15 protein-coding genes and 2 tRNA genes are annotated in these 20,079 nt (G+C 64.8%); 15 read left to right on the top strand and 2 right to left on the bottom strand.

Features of this window, described 5'->3' with window-relative positions:
* Positions 1 to 108 precede the first annotated feature (108 nt).
* Entirely contained in the window at positions 109 to 600 is a 492-nt protein-coding gene (locus tag ABIB49_RS03705) for a ribose-5-phosphate isomerase (protein WP_283479478.1), read from the top strand.
* On the top strand, positions 600 to 1,514 hold the full coding sequence (locus tag ABIB49_RS03700; protein WP_283479479.1) for an Fpg/Nei family DNA glycosylase: 915 nt from the start codon (positions 600 to 602) through the stop codon (positions 1,512 to 1,514). Before ABIB49_RS03705 ends, ABIB49_RS03700 begins: the two co-directional genes overlap by 1 nt.
* 116 nt (positions 1,515 to 1,630) lie before the next feature.
* On the opposite strand, the gene ABIB49_RS03695 is transcribed toward ABIB49_RS03700, so the two are convergent.
* Positions 1,631 to 1,701, bottom strand: a tRNA-Gly gene (locus ABIB49_RS03695).
* Between the two features lie 133 nt (positions 1,702 to 1,834).
* Between ABIB49_RS03695 and ABIB49_RS03690 the strand changes: the two genes are divergently transcribed.
* From ABIB49_RS03690 to ABIB49_RS03660, 7 genes are all read left to right on the top strand, one after another.
* Positions 1,835 to 1,909: transfer RNA gene (locus ABIB49_RS03690), tRNA-Pro, on the top strand.
* 68 nt (positions 1,910 to 1,977) lie between these two features.
* Complete coding sequence (gene tig, locus ABIB49_RS03685) at positions 1,978 to 3,375, top strand: trigger factor (protein ID WP_283479480.1); 1,398 nt, start codon at positions 1,978 to 1,980, stop codon at positions 3,373 to 3,375.
* Positions 3,376 to 3,619: 244 nt separating this feature from the next.
* Positions 3,620 to 4,252, top strand: coding sequence for an ATP-dependent Clp protease proteolytic subunit (locus ABIB49_RS03680; RefSeq protein ID WP_226774595.1), 633 nt, complete (start codon positions 3,620 to 3,622; stop codon positions 4,250 to 4,252).
* Between the two features lie 38 nt (positions 4,253 to 4,290).
* Positions 4,291 to 4,950 (top strand): ATP-dependent Clp protease proteolytic subunit, encoded by a 660-nt coding sequence (locus tag ABIB49_RS03675; protein WP_226761217.1) that lies wholly within the window; start codon positions 4,291 to 4,293, stop codon positions 4,948 to 4,950.
* Positions 4,951 to 5,150: 200 nt separating this feature from the next.
* The gene (gene clpX, locus ABIB49_RS03670; protein WP_226774585.1) at positions 5,151 to 6,431 is read left to right on the top strand and encodes an ATP-dependent Clp protease ATP-binding subunit ClpX; all 1,281 of its coding nucleotides are present in this window, start codon (positions 5,151 to 5,153) and stop codon (positions 6,429 to 6,431) included.
* Between the two features lie 105 nt (positions 6,432 to 6,536).
* The gene (locus tag ABIB49_RS03665) at positions 6,537 to 7,169 is read left to right on the top strand and encodes a mycothiol-dependent nitroreductase Rv2466c family protein (protein ID WP_226774584.1); all 633 of its coding nucleotides are present in this window, start codon (positions 6,537 to 6,539) and stop codon (positions 7,167 to 7,169) included.
* Positions 7,170 to 7,670: 501 nt separating this feature from the next.
* Complete coding sequence (locus ABIB49_RS03660) at positions 7,671 to 7,964, top strand: putative quinol monooxygenase (protein ID WP_354156712.1); 294 nt, start codon at positions 7,671 to 7,673, stop codon at positions 7,962 to 7,964.
* 98 nt (positions 7,965 to 8,062) lie between these two features.
* On the opposite strand, the gene valS is transcribed toward ABIB49_RS03660, so the two are convergent.
* Entirely contained in the window at positions 8,063 to 10,681 is a 2,619-nt protein-coding gene (gene valS, locus ABIB49_RS03655; protein WP_354156711.1) for a valine--tRNA ligase, read from the bottom strand.
* Between the two features lie 211 nt (positions 10,682 to 10,892).
* On the opposite strand from valS, the gene ABIB49_RS03650 reads away from it, so the two are divergent.
* The 6 genes from ABIB49_RS03650 (at position 10,893) to ABIB49_RS03625 (ending at position 20,065) form a co-directional block, all read left to right on the top strand.
* The gene (locus ABIB49_RS03650) at positions 10,893 to 12,464 is read left to right on the top strand and encodes an alanine/glycine:cation symporter family protein (protein ID WP_226774581.1); all 1,572 of its coding nucleotides are present in this window, start codon (positions 10,893 to 10,895) and stop codon (positions 12,462 to 12,464) included.
* Between the two features lie 17 nt (positions 12,465 to 12,481).
* Positions 12,482 to 13,240, top strand: coding sequence for an SDR family oxidoreductase (locus ABIB49_RS03645; RefSeq protein WP_283479483.1), 759 nt, complete (start codon positions 12,482 to 12,484; stop codon positions 13,238 to 13,240).
* Between the two features lie 167 nt (positions 13,241 to 13,407).
* Positions 13,408 to 14,490, top strand: a complete 1,083-nt coding sequence (locus ABIB49_RS03640; protein ID WP_226774579.1) for a glycerophosphodiester phosphodiesterase — start codon at positions 13,408 to 13,410, stop codon at positions 14,488 to 14,490.
* Positions 14,491 to 14,887: 397 nt separating this feature from the next.
* Positions 14,888 to 18,256, top strand: a complete 3,369-nt coding sequence (gene ileS, locus ABIB49_RS03635; protein WP_354156710.1) for an isoleucine--tRNA ligase — start codon at positions 14,888 to 14,890, stop codon at positions 18,254 to 18,256.
* A gap of 3 nt (positions 18,257 to 18,259) precedes the next feature.
* Positions 18,260 to 19,618 carry a bifunctional folylpolyglutamate synthase/dihydrofolate synthase gene (locus tag ABIB49_RS03630; RefSeq protein WP_226774577.1) on the top strand — a complete coding sequence of 453 codons (1,359 nt, stop codon included), beginning with the start codon at positions 18,260 to 18,262 and terminating at the stop codon, positions 19,616 to 19,618.
* A 3-nt stretch (positions 19,619 to 19,621) separates the two neighbouring features.
* Positions 19,622 to 20,065 (top strand): DUF4233 domain-containing protein, encoded by a 444-nt coding sequence (locus ABIB49_RS03625; protein WP_282360268.1) that lies wholly within the window; start codon positions 19,622 to 19,624, stop codon positions 20,063 to 20,065.
* The last annotated feature ends 14 nt before the right edge of the window (positions 20,066 to 20,079 follow it).

Raw genomic sequence — 20,079 nt, 5'->3', positions numbered from 1 at the left:
GGCGGAACGGCCGGCTCGGTCGCGTGCCCTAGTAAGCTGGAAGCAGCTTCCCAGACCGCACCGCAGACCCGGTGACCCCACTGCTCTGCCCCACCGAACGGATACGCCGTGACCCTTCCTGACCTCCCGCGCGTGCACATCGCCACCGACCACGCCGGCATGGAACTCAGTGCCCACCTCGTCGCCCATCTTGGCGCCAAGGGGTACGAGGTAGTCGACCACGGACCCGCGGCCTACGACGCCCTGGATGACTACCCCTCCTTCTGCATCAATGCCGCTCTTGCGGTCGTTGCGGACCAGGAAGCCGGCACACACGCCCTGGGCATCGTGCTGGGCGGCTCCGGCAACGGCGAGCAGATTGCAGCGAACAAGGTCAAGGGCGTCCGGGCGGCGCTGGCCTGGAACCTGTCCACGGCGAAGCTGGCGCGAGATCACAACGACGCCAACGTGGTCGCCGTCGGCGGCCGGCAGCACAGCGTCGAGGAGGCCACCGAAATCATCGAGGCGTTCCTGGCTGAACCATTCAGCAACGACGTCCGCCACGTCCGCCGGATCGGCAAGATCGCCGCCTATGAGCGCACCGGCGAGGTCCTCGCCTAGTGCCGGAGGGGCATTCCGTCCACCGGCTGGCCCGCCAGTTCGGCGACGTCTTTACGGGCGAGCAGCTAGCGGTGTCGAGTCCGCAGGGGCGTTTTGTCCGGGGCGCGGCACTGTTGGACGGCCATACGCTCACCGGCTCCACCGCGCACGGGAAGCACCTCTTCCTGGCGTTCGGCCACGGGCTGGCGCTGCACGTCCACTTGGGCCTCTACGGGGCCTGGGATTTCGGCGGAGACGCAGGCTTCCGGGGCGCGTCGAGCATCGGAGCGCCCCGGAAAGTCGGGGAACGGGAGATTTTTGACGACGGTGCGTCGGCTGAGCCGGCACCGTATTCGGGCCCGCCGGCACCGGTCGGTGCCGTCCGGGTCCGTCTCGCCGGGGTCCACGGTTGGGCCGATCTGCGCGGCGCAACGACGTGCGAAGTGGTTACCGAAGCCGAAGCCGCCGCAGTGCTCGCCCGACTCGGACCCGATCCGCTGCGAAACCTGCCCGGGGACCGGGACTCCTTTGTTGCCGCTGTCCGGGCCCGGCGCACGCCGATCGCGGCCCTGCTGATGGACCAAAAGGTCATCGCCGGCGTCGGCAATGTCTACCGCGCCGAACTGCTGTTCCGGCAGGGGCTGGACCCCTGGCTGCCGGGCCGCTCGCTCTCCGCCGCTGCTGCCCGGGAGCTGTGGGACGACAGCGTCGCGGTGATGTCCGACGGCGTCCGTGACGGCAGGATCATCACAACACCCCCGGACTGCTGGGCCGGCCTCGCCGCGAGCGGGAACCGTGGCCAGCTGCCCGCCCCGGACGAGTCCCACTTCGTCTACCGGAGGCAGGGTCTCGACTGCCGGAACTGCGGAACGACGGTGGCGCTGACCGACCTGGGGGCCCGCAAGCTCTATTGGTGCCCTTCCTGCCAGCGGTGAGAGTACTCTTTGCGGGCAGCGGGCCATCGAGTTCCTTGCTGGTGGCGGGCCCGTGCGGCCGGCCAAACGGGTACAAAAAAGCCCCTCCGGAGAGGGGCTTTCTCGTCATATTTCTGAGGGGACGACGGGAATCGAACCCGCGTAATCAGTTTGGAAGACTGAGGCTTTACCATTAAGCTACGTCCCCGGGACTTTGCAGGAGACTTCCAGCAAAACTTCCGGGTGGCTGTTCAAGCCGGATACAACTAAACCTAATTCAGGGCCCCAGTGTCAAATGTGCAAACCGGCACGATATGACCGTAGACTGTTCTGTGCACTTACGGGGTGTAGCTCAGCTTGGCTAGAGCGCCTGCTTTGGGAGCAGGAAGTCGCAGGTTCAAATCCTGTCACCCCGACTCTGCAGTTGCCGCCAGACCTTGGCGGTGCAGAACCCCACCCCCTAAAAACCAGGAGTACTTAGACTGTGAAGAGCGCTGTCGAGAACCTCACCCCCACGCGGGTCAAGCTCAATGTTGAGGTCCCCTTTGAGGAATTGAAACCCAGCATCGCAGAGGCATATAAGACTGTTGCTTCGCAGATCCAGGTCCCCGGTTTCCGCAAGGGCAAGGTCCCCTCCAAGCTTATTGACCAGCGCGTCGGCCGCGGCTATGTGCTGGAGACTGCCATCAACGAAGGCCTGAACGGCTGGTACCAGGCGGCAGTCCAGGAAACCGGCATCCGTCCGCTGAGCCGTCCAGAGGTCGAAATCACCGAAGTTCCGGATCCTTCAGCCACCGATGGTGAGCTGAAGTTCCACGCCGAGGTTGACGTTCGCCCCGAGATCGAGCTGCCCGACTACGCCGGCATCAAGGTTGAGGTTGCGGCCGCTGCTTCCACCGACGCCGACGTCGAGACGGCCCTGGATGAGCTGCGCGGCCGCTTCGGCACGCTGAAGTCCGTGGACCGCCCCGCGGCCGACAAAGATTTCCTCACCATCGACATCACCGCCACCATCGACGGCGCCGAAGTCGACTCCGCCACGGGCCTGTCCTACCAGGTAGGCGCCGGCACAATGCTTGAGGGCCTTGATGAAGCTGTCACCGGCCTCAGCGCCGACGAGGATGCGATCTTCGACACCACCCTGGTGGGCGGCGAGCACGCCGGTGAGTCCGCCCAGGTCAAGGTCGTCGTCAAGTCCGTCAAGGAGCGCGAGCTGCCCGAGGCCGACGACGACTTCGCCCAGCTGGCCTCGGAGTTCGACACCCTGGCCGAACTCCGCGAGGACCTCACCAAGCAGGCCGCAGAGTCCAAGGTCGTCGAGCAGGGCGTTGAAGCCCGTGACAAGGTCCTCGACAAGCTCGTTGAGCTCGTTGCGGTTCCCGTACCGGCCTCCGTCGTCGAAGAGCAGCTTGAGCAGCACTTCAACGCCGAAAACGCACACGGTGAAGGCGATCACGACACCGAGGAGCACCGCGCCGAGGTCAAGGCCAACAGCGAGCGGGCTTTCCAGAACGAGATCATCCTGGACGCCATCGCCGAAAAGGAAGAAGTCAACGTCAGCCAGAACGAGCTGATCGACTACATCGTGACCACCGCCGGCCAGTACGGCATGGACCCGAACCAGTTCGCCCAGATCATCGATCAGAGCGGCCAGGTCCCCATGATGGTTTCCGAGGTCCGCCGCCGCAAGGCACTGGCCGTGGTCCTCGGCCAGGCCGAGGTCACCGACTCTGAGGGCAACGCCGTCGACCTCAGCGACTTCGTCCGCCCCGGCGACGAAGAGGCAACCGTTGAGGCAACTGCCGAGGCCGAGGAAAGCGCTTCCGAGGAAGCGGCAACCGAGACCGGCACAAATGATGATCCGGCAGCCGTGAAGTTCTAATACCTTCCGCTCCCGCGGTCCAGCAGCACCCCCGGATCTTTGATCCGGGGGTGCTGCTTTTTAAGCCTGTGACGAACCCTCCCGGCCAGTCGTGCGCCGTCAGCGAACAGCCCCGCGCCTGCGCACAAAGCGGTCCGAAAAACCGTTAGTGTCCATGTAGGAAAGTTCAGTGATGTCGTCCAGTGGCATCACCGTCGCCAGCGAGAGGGAAGTACATATGTCACAGCAAGCAGGGGCACCCCGGATGGCTACTGTCGATCCGGCAGCCCAGGACAACTACATTTACAACCGCCTGCTGAAAGAGCGCATCATCTGGCTCGGCTCCGAGGTCCGCGACGAGAACGCCAACGCGATCTGCTCGCAGCTGCTGCTGCTCTCGGCCGAGAACCCCGAGAAGGATATCTACCTCTACATCAATTCACCGGGCGGGTCCGTGACGGCCGGCATGGCCATCTACGACACCATGCAGTTCATCCCCAACGACGTCGTGACCGTCGCCACCGGCCTGGCCGCCTCGATGGGACAGTTCCTGCTCTCCTCCGGTACCAAGGGCAAGCGCTACGCCACCCCGAACGCACGCATCCTGATGCACCAGCCCTCGGGCGGCATCGGCGGCACGGCATCGGACATCAAAATCCAGGCCGAGCTCATCCTGCACATGAAGAAGGTTATGGCCGAGCTGACCGCTGACCAGACCGGACAGAGCGTCGAGACCATCCTCAAGGACAACGACCGCGACAAGTGGTTCACGGCCAAGGAGGCCCTTGACTACGGTTTCTTCGACAAGATTGCGGCGCACGCGGGCTCCGTGGCCGGCGGCGGCGGAACCAATGCCGGCGGCAGTGACAACGGCACAGACACAGCCACCGAGAACTGACCGGCACGCAGACAGCAATGACTTCAGGAGCAATGAACATGAACTACAACTTCGGTTCGACTGCCGGTAACCTGCCGAGCAGCCGCTACGTGCTGCCGCAGTTCGAAGAGCGCACCCCCTACGGATTCAAGCGCCAGGACCCTTACACCAAGCTGTTCGAGGACCGCATCATCTTCCTCGGCGTCCAGGTTGACGACGCGTCGGCCGACGACGTGATGGCCCAGCTGCTGGTGCTGGAGTCAACAGACCCGGACCGCGACATTACCCTCTACATCAACTCCCCGGGCGGGTCCTTCACCGCTATGACCGCGATCTACGACACCATGACGTATATCCGCCCGGAGATCCAGACCGTCTGCCTCGGCCAGGCCGCCAGTGCCGCGGCTGTGCTCCTTGCAGCCGGCACACCGGGCAAGCGCCTCGCGCTTCCCAACGCCCGCGTCCTCATTCACCAGCCCTCCCTGTCCGGCGGCCAGGGCGGCCAGGCCTCCGACCTGGAGATCCAGGCAGCCGAGGTTATGCGGATGCGGTCCTGGCTTGAGGACACGCTGGCCAAGCACTCCGGCCGGACCCCCGAGCAGGTCAACAACGACATCGAACGCGACAAGATCCTCACCGCAGCCGAGGCGATGCAGTATGGCCTGATCGACCAGGTGCTGGATTCACGCAAGATGAAGCCCCAGGCAATCACCAAGTAGCTAAGCAGCAGTTCCCGACACCGGTGCGCCACTTGACGTGGCCGCACCGGTGTCTGCTTTCCACTCAATAGACCGAAAGTGACCTAGAGTGGAACATGTCACGGTTGGCCTCCCTGGGGAAGGTCCGTGATTCCAGTAACGGGTGCAGCGCTGCGCAGGCGAAGAACACAGCCGGCAGCAAAATACAAAGGGGTTCACATATGGCTCGGATTGGCGAGAGCACGGATCTGCTGAAGTGTTCTTTCTGCGGAAAGAGCCAAAAGCAGGTTCGGAAGCTCATTGCCGGGCCCGGTGTCTACATTTGCGACGAGTGCATTGAACTCTGCAACGAGATCATCGAGGAAGAACTCGCCGAAGTGGCCGACCTGGGCAGTTTTGAGCTGCCAAAACCCCGCGAAATCTTCGATTTCCTGCAGGAATACGTGATTGGCCAGGAGCCGGCCAAGCGTTCACTCGCCGTAGCGGTCTATAACCACTACAAGCGCATCCAGGCGGGCCACGCCCCTAAGAGCGGCAGCCTCGCCGAAGGGGTGCACCACGATGAGGTCGAGATCGCCAAGTCGAACATCCTGCTGATCGGGCCCACCGGCTGCGGCAAGACGTACCTTGCGCAGACGCTTGCCCGACGGCTCAACGTACCCTTCGCCGTCGCCGACGCCACCGCACTGACCGAAGCCGGTTACGTCGGCGAGGACGTGGAGAACATCCTCCTAAAGCTCATTCAGGCCGCTGACTACGACGTCAAGAAGGCCGAGCAAGGCATCATCTACATCGATGAGATCGACAAGATCTCACGCAAGAGCGAGAACCCCTCCATCACCCGGGACGTTTCCGGCGAGGGTGTGCAGCAGGCCCTGCTGAAGATCCTGGAAGGCACTGTCGCCTCGGTTCCGCCGCAAGGCGGCCGCAAGCACCCGCACCAGGAATTCATCCAGATCGATACCACCAATGTGCTCTTTATCGTGGCCGGTGCGTTCGCCGGTCTCGAGGAGATCATCGGCTCCAGGTCCGGCCGCAAGGGCATCGGATTCGGCGCCCCGCTCAACGAGGTCAAGAACAACACCGACTCCTACGGCGAGGTGATGCCTGAGGACCTGTTGAAGTTCGGGCTCATCCCTGAGTTCATCGGCCGCCTGCCCGTCATCACCACGGTCTCCAACCTGGACCGGGCGGCGCTCATCCAGATTCTGTCCACCCCCAAGAACGCCCTGGTGAAGCAGTACCAGAAGATGTTCCAGATCGACGGCGTTGAGCTGGTGTTCGACGAGGAAGCCCTTAACACGATCGCCGATCAGGCACTGGAACGCGGCACCGGGGCCCGAGGGCTTCGCGCCATCATGGAGGAGGTCCTGCTCCCTGTGATGTTTGACCTGCCGAGCCGCGAGGACATCGCCACAGTTGTTATCACGGAGGACGTCGTCTCCAAGAAGGCAGCGCCCACGTTGATCGCCCACGACCTCAAGCGCCGCAAGTCGGCCTGACCCGGAATAAACACGATGCGCCGGTCGCTGTCACCTATGGCGCGCCCGGGTGCTGGATCCGCAGCAGCGCATGTTTCCCGGCAGACTTCCTTAAGGAGAACAACCGTGTCTGAATCCCTGACCCAAGAAGCAACGACTAACCAAGCCGACTTCTGGTTCGACCCGATGTGCCCCTTCGCGTGGGTGACCTCCCGCTGGATTGGCGAGGTACAGGACGTCCGCGATATCAGCGTCCAGTGGCACGTTATGAGCCTGGCCGTGCTGAACGAGGGCCGTGAGGAGCTCCCGGAGGAGTACAAGGCGTTCCTCACCAAGGCTTGGGCCCCCGTGCGGGTTATCATGGCCGCGGCCCAGCAGCACGGCGAAAAATACGTGAAGGCGCTCTACGACGCCATGGGCACCAAAATCCACAACGAAGGCAATGCTGACATCGCCGAGGTTATCTCGAAGTCCCTCGCGGAGGTTGGCCTCCCGGCGGAGCTGGCGGCCGCCGGCCAGAGCGACGCGTTCGACGCCGAACTGCGCAGCAGCCACGAGGAAGGCATCTCGCTGGTCGGGCAGGACGTCGGCACACCGGTGGTCGCCTTCAACGGCACCGCCTTCTTTGGCCCGGTACTAACGCGCATTCCGCGCGGCGAGGAGGCCGGACGGCTCTGGGACGCCACAGTGACCCTGGCGTCGTTCCCGTACTTCTTCGAACTTAAGCGCAGCCGGACCGAAAGCCCCGTGTTCAGCTAGAAGCCCGCGGGACAACCAGAGCCCCGAAGGAACTACCCGCGTGTAGTTCCTTCGGGGCTCTTGCGTATCCGGCAGGGCAGGATCACAATTGATCTTACCCACTTCGGAAGAAGCGGGACGCGGGAACCAACGATTCAGTGACACTTATCCGACGCAGCCTACGGCACAGTCAGATGATGGCTACCAGTGACGAGGTAGGAAGACCTGGAAATCCAAGGGTTCCGCCAGATTGCCTGAGACGTCACGTGGCAATCGAAAGTCGAAGCCCCACCAACGGCAAAACGCTGATGGGGCTTCCCCTTTGCCCCAAAATGCGGGTTAGGGCAAAATTCGGGTTGTCCCAAACCGGACCGGTTCACATCGCGCCCGTTCAGCAGAGCCGCAGGAACAACTGGCCCGGCACCGCTGTTGCCACCAATGGCAGGGCACCGCTCCGGGTGCCGTGTTGGCCGGCGTTCAGGCCGGCTGTCCCTTGTGACCACCTGCGACCATTGGAGTTCCATGCCCATCACAGCCCACCTTGACTTGACCCTAAAGCCAGAAGCCCTGCCCACGGCGGCGGAGGTGCTCCGCGGTATCCTCGGCGACACGCGGGCCTTTGACGGCTGCCTCGGTGTTGATGTCCTTGTCGACAGCCACGACCCCGCGCACTTTCTGGTGGTGGAACGGTGGGAGTCGATTGAACACGACTCCGCTTACCGCGCGTGGCGCGCAGGCGCCGGCGCAAGCGGACTGGCGGAGTTGTTGGCCGCACCGCCGGTGCTGACGCACTTCGGGGCCGCAGCCGGGATCTGAGGCCCCGGAAAGCAAGGATCAGCCAGACGAAAAGAGGGCCCTCCGCCCGGCGTGAGCCGGGCGGAGGGCCCTTTTTTGGTCTCCCGGGCGGACAGCCGTCAGGCTTGCCCGGTCTCCTCGGCCGGGGCCAGGACAACATCGCCGACGGTCAGTTCGCCGTCGCCGCCCACGAGGATCAGTTCCCGGGCGTTTGCCGCGGCCTTCAGGTCGGCCAGGCCGGCTTTCAGTTGCGTTGTGAGGGACTCCGGAGCCGTGATGGTCGCCGACAGGACCTCGGTGCGCTGCTTGACCTTGGCCTCCGATTTGGCTTTCCGGATCCCGCTGAGCGCGGTCCCTACGGTGGCCAGCAACGTGGTGTCACCGTCGATTTCGACGGCGGAGGGCCACTGTGCACGGTGCACCGAACCCGTCCGCCACCAGCTCCAGACTTCCTCCGTGGCGAACGGCAGGAACGGGGCGAAGAGGCGCAGCAGGGTATCAAGGCTCGTCGCCAGTGCTGCCAGGACTGAAGCCTGTTCAGTCCCGCCTGCGGCACCGTAGGCGCGGTCCTTGATGAGCTCCACGTAGTCATCGGTGAAGTGCCAGAAGAAGCTCTCGGAAATCTGCAGGGCGCGGGCATAGTCGTAGTTTTCGAACGCCTTGGTGGCCAGGCGGACCACCTCGGAGAGCTGGGCCAGCACGGCCCGGTCCAGGGGGTTGCTGAGCACCGCGAGGTCAGCCGAAACGACGGAGTCCTCGGTGGCGCCGAGATTCAGCACAAACTTGGAGGCGTTCAGGAGCTTGATGGCCAGGCGCCGGCCGATCTTCATCTGCGCGATCTCATACGCGGTGTCCGCGCCGAGCTTGGCCGAGGCTGCCCAGTAGCGGACGGCGTCCGAACCGTATTCGTTGAGCACATCGGTCGGAACGATCACGTTGCCCTTGGACTTGGACATCTTCTTGCGGTCCGGGTCAAGGATCCAGCCGGAGATGGCCGCGTGCTTCCACGGCGCGACGTCCTGCAGGGCATCCGCGCGGACGGCGGTGGAAAACAGCCACGTCCGGATGATGTCGTGGGCCTGCGGGCGGACGTCGAACGGAAAGACCTTGGCGAAGAGCGCCTCGTCGGTGCTCCAGCCACCCACGATCTGCGGTGTCAACGACGAGGTGGCCCAGGTGTCGAGCACATCGGCGTCGCCGGTGAAGCCCCCCGGCACGTCGCGCCGGGACTCTTCGTACCCCGGTGCCGCGTCAGCCGCCGGATCCACCGGCAGCTGCGCGTCGGACGGGACGATCGGAGCTGCGAAGTCGGGGTTGCCGTCGGCGTCCAGCGGGTACCAGACGGGCACGGGCACACCGAAGAAGCGCTGGCGGGAAACGAGCCAGTCCCCGTTCAGTCCGGAGATCCAGTTCTCGTAGCGGGAACGCATAAATGCCGGATGGAATTCGATTTCGTGGCCGCGGGCAATGAGCCGCTCACGGCGTTCGGCGTCACGGCCGCCGTTGCGGATGTACCACTGGCGTGACGTTACAACTTCAAGGGGCTTGTCGCCCTTCTCGAAGAAGTTCACCGGGTGCATGATCTTCTTCGGTTCGCCGTCGAGCAGTTCCGCTGCCGCCAGCAGCTCCACCACGCCTTCTTTGGCGCTGAACACGGTCTTGCCGGCGATCGCCTCGAAGTGGGCGCGGCCTTCGGCAGTGGTGATCCACTCCGGCGTCTCGCCCAGGATGCGCCCGTCACGGCCCACGATCGCGCGGGTGGGCAGCTGGAGTTCGCGCCACCAGGTGACGTCGGTGAGGTCCCCGAAGGTGCAGACCATGGCGATGCCGGAGCCTTTGTCCGCCTTGGCGAGCGGGTGGGCTTTGATTTCCACCTCGACGCCGAACAGCGGGGAGGTGACTTTTGTGCCGAACAGCGGCTTGTAGCGTTCGTCGTCGGGATTGGCCACGAGCGCGGCACAGGCGGCTAGCAGTTCCGGGCGGGTGGTCTCGATGAAGATCTTCTCGCCTCCTTCGGTGAAGAAGGGGAAGCGGTAGTACGCGCCGGCAACTTCGCGGTCCTCCAGCTCGGCCTGGGCCACGGCGGTGCGGAAGGTTACGTCCCACAGGGTGGGCGCCTCGGCCATGTAAGCATCGCCGGCAGCCAGGTTCGCCAGGAAGGCACGCTGGGAGATGGCACGGGACTTGTCGTCGATGGTGCGGTACGTCAGGTCCCAGTCCACGGACAGGCCGAGGGTCTGGAACAGGTTCTCGAAAACCTTTTCGTCCTCGACCGCGAGCTGCTCGCAGAGTTCGATGAAGTTCCGGCGCGAGACGACGTCGAAGTCGCGCTGGTTCTTGGCCGGCTCCGCCGGGGGGCGGTAGCCGGCGTCGTATGCGGTCGTTGGGTCGCAGCGTACACCGAAGTAGTTCTGCACGCGTCGCTCGGTGGGCAGGCCGTTGTCGTCCCAGCCCATCGGGTAAAAGACATTCTTGCCGGTCATCCGCTGGTAGCGGGCCAGGACGTCGGTCTGGGTGTAGGAGAACATGTGGCCGACGTGCAGCGAACCCGACGCGGTGGGCGGGGGAGTGTCGATCGAGTAGACCTGCTCCCGGGTGGTGTCCGGGTTGAACTTGTAGGTCCCGTCGTCAAGCCAGCGCCGGGTAAGCGCGGTTTCCAGCCCTTCCAGGGCGGGCTTGTCCGGAACATTGATGGGGGCGGTGGTGGGCGTGTCTGTACCCTGCGTGTCTTCAGCCATGGGGCAATTCTTCCATGGCCGGAGGACCCCGCAGGGCAACGGCGGGAAGGCGGGGCATCAACACCGAAGTCGGATCGATTGTCTGTACGCCTGTCCGTACACGATTCCGCCACCGAGAACCGTGTCAGATACCTACCAAAGACAAACGCAAATTTCGTAGGGTATTCGAAATGTGATTGCGATCACGTTCGATTGACGTTCTAGTGGAGGAATGTCAATTTACCAAGCGCTGCCAACACAAGCTGCCTCCGACGAGATCGGCTGGCTGTCGGCCGTAGAAAGCGCGGCAGATACGGTCTTTCAGCCGGTCACCGAGACCTTCTCAAATATTGTCTTTTTCCCCATCACTATCGGTGAGGTGAGCTTTCCGGCCGTCGTGGCCTGGCTGATCGCCGCCGGTGTGATCTTCACGGTCTACTTCGGCTTTATCCAGTTCCGCGGTCTCAAGACCTCCCACGAGGTGATCCGCGGCCATTACTCGTCAAAATCCGATCCCGGCGAAGTTCCCCACTTCCACGCGTTGACCTCGGCACTGTCCGGCACCGTGGGGCTGGGCAACATCGCCGGCGTCGGCGCGGCTATGGCGCTCGGTGGCCCCGGAGCGACATTCTGGATGATCCTTGCCGGTCTGCTAGGCATGGCCACGAAGTTTGCCGAGTGCACCCTCGGGGTCAAATACCGGGAAGTCCACGCTGACGGGACGGTGACGGGCGGGCCGTTCAAGTACCTGCCCATCGCGTTCAAGAAGTTCGGACGGTTCCCGGCCAAGACGCTCACCGGCATCTTCGCCGTCGCCATCCTGATCTTCGGTATCGCCGGCGGCAACATGTTCCAGGCAAACCAGACGTTCGCCCAGGTACAAAACGTCACGGGCGGCGAGGACGGTCCGCTCGGCAGCGCCGGGGCCGCGTTGATCTTTGGGGTCGTCCTGGCCGCCCTGGTGGCCGCCGTGATCCTAGGCGGCATCAAGTCGATCGGGGCCACCACCAGCAAACTCGTCCCGGCCATGGGAATTATCTACGTACTCGCCTGCCTGTTCGTCATCCTCGCCAACCTGGACCATGTCCCCGCCGCAATGGGATCGATCATTGGCGGTGCGTTCAATCCGCAAGGCCTCACCGGCGGCGTCGTCGGCGTGATGATCGTGGGCTTCCAGCGCGCCGCGTTCTCCAACGAAGCCGGCCTGGGGTCAGCCGCCATTGCCCACTCTGCAGTCAAGACCACCCGGCCCGTGAGCGAAGGCTTTGTGGCCATGTTCGAACCCCTCATCGACACGGTGGTCATCTGTACCATGACAGCACTCGCCATCATCATCGGCGGAGCACCGAGCTTCCAGGCCGGCATGGATCAGGTACAGGCCGGGAAGGGCGCCCCCGACGGCGTCATTCTGACCTCTGACGCCTTTGCTACCGTGCTCCCGTGGTTTCCCGCAGTGCTGGCCGTGGCAGTCTCGCTGTTCGCCTTCTCCACCCTGATCACCTGGTCCTATTACGGGCTCAAGGCCTGGGAATACCTCTTCGGCCGGAGCAAGGCCTCCGAGGTCAGCTACAAGTGCGTCTTCCTGTTCTTTACCGTCGTGGGAACCGTGCTGACCTTCACCCAGGTGCTGAACTTCGCCGACGCTGCACTGTTCGTCTGCGCCTTCGTGAACCTGCTCGGGGTCTACCTGCTGCTGCCGGTCATCAAGCGCGAAATGAAGGAGTACCTCGCCGACCGGAAGAGCGGCAAGCTCAAGGTCCTCGGCCTCGAGGACGAGGACCTGGAATCCAGCACCGTGCGCTGATCCACTAGGGTGGTGCCATGACTGAGGGAATCCAGCACAAAGCGGCAGTAGTAACCGGCGCCAGCACCGGAATCGGCGAGGCCACCGTGCGGGCGCTCCGGAGCGCGGGCTGGACGGTGTACGCCGTGGCCCGCCGCGCGGACCGGTTGGCGGCGCTCGCCGCGGAAACCGGCGCCGTCGCCCTTCCGGCGGACGTGACCGACGACGCCGCCGTCGCCCGGCTGGTGGACGAGGTGACCCGCGCCGGCGGGATCGACACCCTGATCAACATTGCCGGCGGCGCCCGCGGCGCGGACACGGTGGCCGGGGCAAAGACCGAGGACTGGGAATGGATGTTCGAGGTCAACGTTCTCGGCACCTTAAAGCTCATCCGGGCCTTCCTGCCGATGCTTCGTGCGGTTGGCGAGGGTACGGTCCTGAATCTGACGTCAACGGCCGGGCTGTCCGCTTATGAGGGGGGCGGCGGTTATAACGCGGCAAAGTTCGGCCAGCACGCGCTGACCGGTGCGCTGCGCCTCGAAGAGGCCGAACACAACCTCCGCGTTATTGAGGTGGCCCCCGGCCTGGTGCAGACGGAGGAGTTCGCCCTGAACCGCCTCGGGGACCAGGCCTCAGCCGCCAAGGTCTATCAGGGAGTTGAGAAGCCGCTCACCGCAGCGGATGTCGCGGACGTCGTCCGCTACGCCGTCACGGCGCCGCACCACGTGAACCTCGACCAGATTGTGATCCGTCCGGTCGCGCAGGCCGCCAACCACAAGCTGATCCGCAAAAACTAGGCGGGTCCTCCGGACTCCGGCCGGGTCCGGACTGGCCGGCCGGAAACCGGACGCCCGGCGTTCATCTGCACTTGGCTCTGCCGTGGGCCAGGGGTGGTGCGCTGTTGGCCGCGGGCGGGGACCGTGGCTGGTGCAACTGCACACCACCAGAGTGGAGACTCATCCCCATGCGCACCACGACCAAGCTCGGCGCCGCAGTACTGAGCGCCGCCCTGCTCCTCGCCACCACGGCCCAGGCCGACGCCGCCGACACCCGTTCCCGCGATTCGGGCACAGGCGCCGACCACCACTTTGACCTTCAGGCGCACCGCGGCGGCATCGGTCTCACCGTCGAGTCGACGCTGGCATCGTTCGCGAAGGGCCTCGAGACCGGTGTCTCGACGCTTGAACTTGACCTCCAGATCACCAAAGACGGCCGCGAGGTGATCACCCACGACCGCAAGATCAGCGACAAAAAGTGCCAGGACACCGCGCCGGTGACGGCTGGCGACCCGCAGTTTCCCTACGTCGGCAAATACGTCAAGGACCTGACCTTCGCACAGGTCCGGAGCCTGGACTGCGGCTCGCTGACCCAGCCTCAATTCCCGGGCCAGGCAGCGTCCCCAGGCGCCAAAATGCCCACCCTCGCCGAGGTCTTTGCGCTGGCCCGGTCCTACCGTGCCAGCCAGGTCCGGTTCAATATCGAAACGAAGGTCGAAGCCGGAGCGCCGGAGGAGACCGCCCCGCGGGAGCAGTTCGTGGACGTCGCGCTGCAGGAAATCAACAAGGCGCACATGCAAAGCCGGGTCTCCATCCAAAGCTTCGACTGGGGCTCGCTGCGCCTGGTCCGGGAACGCCAGCCGCAGATCCCCACCGTTGCCCTGACCAACAAGGACTTCCTTGAGGCCGGCCAGCCCGGCAGCTCGCCGTGGCTCGGCGGTATCGACGCGGACGACTTTGGCGGGGATCTGGTCGCGGCCGCGGCCTCCCTTGGGGTCACTGCCGTGTCCCCGGTACACGGCACGCCCCAGGATGGCGCAGTCACCGATCAGGACTACGTCCCGTATGTCACCGCCGACATGGTCAGCCGGGCACACGCCGCCGGCATGCAGGTCATTCCGTGGACCGTCGACGACAAGCCCACCATGCGCGCCCTGATCGCCCTCGGGGTAGACGGCCTCATCACGGACTACCCCGACCGGCTGCGGGACGTTATGGCCGAATCCGGCATAAAGCTGCCGCGCAGTTTCGAGCTCAAGACCGGCCGCTGAGCGGCCGTAGCGCACCGACGGGCTTGGTTACCCCGTGGTCGATAATGACCGCGGGGTGGCCCGGCCCAGGATCCTGAGCAGCGGGACTCGGTGCAGGCACAACGGAGCCGCGACAGTTGTTAGACTTCTTGTAGCAGCTTCGACCCGGCCATCACCGGTGAGCTTCCGGAAGAACGTCCTCATGCCGCTTTCAGCGGACCGGGACCGGTAGAACCGGACGGGTAAGCCCGTCACAGCAGTAATGAGCGGCCGCCGCCGTTGGTCCCTCCAAGGGGCGCACGCGGTGACGGTAAGTGAGGTGGTACCGCGGTGCCGGTGTTGTCGAAAGACAGTGCAGGAGCCGTCCTCGCATCCTGAATGAATCCACTTGTTCACTAGCTCAACCCAGGATGTCGAGATGACTTACTACCCGAAGGCCTCCGCTGCTCCGTCCGGCGCAGGCGCCACCACCTCTGCCGCGAGCACCTCTGGTGTACCGGCCTCCGTGAAGTTCCCGGAGATCGAAGAGCGCATCCTCAGGTACTGGGATGAGGACGGCACGTTCCAGGCCAGCATCGATCAGCGCGACTCCGACCTTCCCGGCGGAAAGCCCGGCAGCAACGAGTTCGTTTTCTACGACGGCCCGCCCTTCGCCAACGGCCTGCCGCACTACGGCCACCTGCTGACCGGCTACGCCAAGGACCTCGTGGGCCGCTACCAGACCCAGCGCGGCCGCCGCGTCGAACGCCGCTTTGGCTGGGACACCCACGGGCTGCCCGCCGAACTCGAAGCCATGAAACAGCTGGGCATGACTGATAAAACCCAGATCGAGGCGATGGGCATCGACAAGTTCAACGACGCCTGCCGCGCCTCGGTGATGAAGTACGCCGACGAATGGAAGAGCTACGTCACCCGCCAGGCGCGCTGGGTCGACTTCGAGAACGACTACAAAACACTCAACGTCGAGTACATGGAGTCCGTGCTCTGGGCCTTCAAACAACTGCACGAAAAGGGCCTCACCTACAACGGCTACCGGGTGCTGCCGTACTGCTGGAAGGACGAGACGCCGCTGTCCAACCATGAACTGCGGATGGACGACGACGTCTACAAAAACCGCCAGGACCAGACCGTTACGGTCACCTTCCCCATCACTGCTGGGGACTCGGAACTGTCAAAGCAGCTCGCCGGGGTCCAGGCGCTCGCCTGGACCACCACACCCTGGACGCTGCCCACGAACCTGGCGCTCGCGGTCGGGCCCGCCATCACCTATGTTGTGCTGCCGGCCGGGCCGCAGGGGATCAAAGCCGCATCCGCCGACGCCCCGGTCACCGGGCGTTTCCTGCTCGCCGGGGACCTCCTTGGCGCCTACGCCAAGGACCTCGGCTACGGCGACGGCGCCGAGGGTGTGGCGGCTGCCGAAGCCGCCGTCACCTCCCGGCACACCGGCGTCGAGCTCGAAGGGCTGACCTACGAACCGCTCTGGGACTACTTCTCCGACGCTGAGAAGTACGGCACCGAGAACGGCTGGCGCTTTCTTGTGGCGGACTACGTCACCACCACCGACGGCACCGGCATCGTCCACCAGGCACCCGCCTACGGTGAAGACGACCAGAAAGTCTGTGAAGAAGCCGGGATCCCCGTGGTCCTCTCGGTCGACGAGGGGGCGAAGTTCCTGCCGCTGTTCGGCCAGGGCGACCTCGCCGGGATCGCCGGGCTGCAGGTCTTCGAAGCCAACAAGCCCATCACCCAGGTACTTCGCGCCCAGGGCCGCCTGGTCCGCCAGGCCAGCTACGAGCACAGCTACCCGCACTGCTGGCGCTGCCGCAACCCGCTGATCTACCGTGCCGTGTCCTCCTGGTACGTGGAGGTCACCAAGTTCAAGGACCGGATGTCCGAGCTGAACCAGGAGATCAACTGGATCCCGGGCAACGTCAAGGACGGCCAGTTCGGCAAATGGCTCGCCAACGCCCGCGACTGGTCGATCAGCCGGAACCGTTACTGGGGCAGCCCCATCCCGGTCTGGCAGTCCAGCGATCCGGACTACCCGCGCACCGACGTCTACGGCTCGCTCGCCGAGATCGAAGCCGACTTCGGCCGCCTGCCGCTAAACAACGACGGCCAGGTCGACCTGCACCGGCCGTTCATTGACGAACTGACCCGCCCGAACCCGGATGATCCGCGGACCCCGGCGGAAGGCCAATCCGTCATGCGCCGGGTCGAGGATGTTCTGGACGTCTGGTTCGACTCCGGGTCCATGCCCTACGGTCAGGTCCACTACCCGTTCGAGAACGAGGAATGGTTCGACACCCACAACCCGGCGGACTTCATCGTCGAGTACATCGGCCAGACCCGCGGCTGGTTCTACATGCTGCACATCCTCTCCACCGCGCTGTTCGACCGGCCCGCCTTCCGCAACGTCATCAGCCACGGCATCGTCCTGGGCTCGGACGGGCAGAAGATGTCCAAGAGCCTGCAGAACTACCCTGACGTTTCCGAGGTCCTGGACCGGGACGGCTCGGACGCGATGCGCTGGTTCCTGATGTCCAGCCCGATCCTGCGCGGCGGGAATCTCGTAGTCACCGAGCAGGGCATCCGCGAGGGCGTCCGCCAGGTCATCCTGCCGCTGTGGAACGTCTACAGCTTCTTTACGCTGTACACGAACGCATCGAACGCAGTGGATGGAACAGCGTCCGGCTACGATGCCAAGCTGCGCCACGACGGCTACGCCGACACCCTGGACCAGTACCTGATGGCCAACACCGGCGACCTGGTCCGGAACATGACCGCCCAGTTGGACAGCTACGACATCTCCGGCGCCTGCGATGAACTGCGCAGCTACCTGGACATGCTCACGAATTGGTACGTCCGCCGCAGCCGGCAGCGCTTCTTCGACGAAAACCCCGACGCCTTCGACGCGCTCTACACGGCGCTGGAGACGGTGTGCCGGGTCGCGGCCCCGCTGCTGCCACTGGTCTCCGAGGAGATCTGGCGCGGCCTCACCGGCGGGCGCTCCGTGCACCTGGCCGACTGGCCGGACGCGGACCTGTTCCCGGCCAACCCGGGACTCGTCGAGGCGATGGATAAGATCCAGCAGATCTGCTCCACCGGATCCTCACTGCGCAAGGCCGCCAACCTCCGGGTCCGGCTGCCGTTGCAGGAACTCACTGTTGTGGCACCGGGCGCCGACGCGCTGGCGGGCTTCGCCGGTGTTGTCGCCGACGAACTGAACCTGCGGTCCGTCCGCCTGCTCGACGCCGGGAGCGCCTCGCCGGCGGAGTTCGGGATCGAGCAGAAGCTCGTAGTCAACGCCCGGGCCGCCGGGCCGCGGCTGGGGAAGAACGTCCAGCAGGCCATCAAGGGCGCCAAGTCCGGCGACTGGTCAGTCAGCGATGCAGGTGTTGTGACCGTCGGCGGGCTCGATCTTGAGCCGCAGGAATACACCCTGGAAACCGTCGTCGCCGAAGCCGCTGAAGGCGCCGGTTCCCGCGCGGCAGCCGTGCTCCCGGGCGGTGGGTTTGTGGTGCTCAACACCGAGGTCACACCCGAGCTCGAGGCCGAGGGCCTGGCCCGGGACATGGTCCGTAGCATCCAGCAGGCCCGCAAGGATGCCGGGCTCAATGTCAGCGACCGGATCAGGACCACCGTCGCGGCGCCCGTGGACGTCATCGACGCCATCCGGGTGCACGAAAACCTGGTATCCACCGAAACGCTCACCGTGGAACTCGGGCTGTCCTCCAACGGAGACGGCACCGAGTTGCACATCGCCGTCGAGAAAATTGAGGCCTAAGCCATGACCGACGAATTCTCCGTAGAAAGTGTCTACGCCGAGCTGCTGGGGCGTGCCCCGGAAAACAAGATGGAGCCGCGGCTGGCCCCGCTGCACCGGGCGATGGACATCCTGGGGGAGCCGAACAAGGCGTTCCCGATCATCCACGTCACCGGCACCAACGGAAAGACCTCGACTGCCCGGATGATCGAGGCCGGGCTCCGCGCCCACGGCCTGAGCACCGGGCGCTACACGAGCCCGCACCTGTCCAAGGTCACCGAACGGATCAGCATCGACGGCGCTCCGGTGCCGGATGAGACGTTCGTTCGGATCTGGGACGAGATCCGGCCCTACCTTGCCATCGTGGACAGCGAACTTGAGGCCGCGGGCCAGCCCCGGCTGACCTACTTCGAATGCCTCACCATACTGGGCTTCGCAGTCTTCGCCGACCAGCCGGTCAACGTAGCCGTCATTGAGGTTGGCTTGGGCGGGATCACCGACGCGACCAACGTCGGGGACGGCGAGGTCTTTGTGGTCACGCCCATCTCGCTGGACCACACGGACCTGCTGGGCGAGACAACCGAGGAGATCGCCCACGAAAAGGCCGGCATCATCAAGCCGGGCGGCTTCCTGGTCAGCGCCGCGCAGCCCCGGGACGCGGCCCAGGTGCTGCTGGAGAAAGCCAAGGAAACGGCCGTCCCGTTCCGCTTTGAGGGCGTTGAGTTCGGCGTCGAAAACCGCACCGTCGCCGTCGGCGGCCAGATGGTCACCATCCAGGGCATCGCGGGCCGCTACGAGGACCTTCTTGTGCCCCTGCACGGGGCCCACCAGGCCGAGAATGCGGCCGTCGCGATCGCTGCGCTGGAGGCTTTCTTCGGCGCTGAAAAGCCGCTCGACCCCGGGCTGGTGCAGGAGGCCTTCGCCTCGGTCACCTCGCCGGGCCGGCTCGAAGTGGTGCGGACCGCACCGACCATCATCGTGGACGCCGCGCACAACCCCGAAGGTATCAGGGTCTCGGCCGAAGCCATCCATGAAGCGTTCAGCTTCACAAAGCTTGTGGTGGTGGTCGGCGTGCTGCGGGAAAAGGACGCCGAGGAAATCCTGCGCCAACTCAAGGAATCCCTAGGCGGGCTCTCCGCAGAGTACTGCTTCACCCAGTCCAATTCGCCCCGCGCCGTGCCGGCCGAGGACCTTGCGGAACTCGCGGTGGACCTCGGGTACGGCGAGGACACCATCCACGTGGCCGAGAAGCTCGACGACGCCCTCGAATGGGCGGTGGAACGCGCCGAAGCCAATGACGATCTCGCCGGCGGCGTCCTGGTCACGGGCTCCATCACGCTCGTCGCCGAAGCCCGGATCCTGCTCGGAAAGGCGGACGCGTAGACCATGGCGAAACTTACCAAGGCCCAGCGCGAGTGGCGCCCCGGTATGCCCAAAAAACGCCGCTCCACCAAGGTTATGTTCGCCTCCACGGTGCTGCTCCTTGAAGCGTTTGTGATCCTTTTCGGCACCCTTACCGTGTTCGGGCTGCGGCGGGACGAATTCCCGCCGGTCCTGATCTTCTCCGTTGGCATCGCGTTGAGCCTCATCTACGCCTTCACCTGCGCCGTGCTTTCCCGGCCGTGGGGTGTGGCGCTGGGCTGGATCCTGCAAATCGTGCTGATCCTGGCAGGGATCCTGGAACCGGCGATGTTCCTGGTCGGTGGCCTCTTCGCGCTGGCCTGGTGGTACGGCATCCGCACCGGCATCCGGATTGACCGGGAAGCCGCCCAGCGGGACCACGACCAGGCCGCCTGGGACGCATCCCACCCCGAGGGCCAAAGCAACTAGACTTATTTCCGAAC

It is taken from the genome of Arthrobacter sp. UYCu512, from assembly GCF_040547075.1.
Taxonomy (GTDB): domain Bacteria; phylum Actinomycetota; class Actinomycetes; order Actinomycetales; family Micrococcaceae; genus Arthrobacter.
The sequence above is the reverse complement of the archived record's forward strand: the minus strand, read 5'-3'. Positions and strand labels throughout refer to the sequence as shown.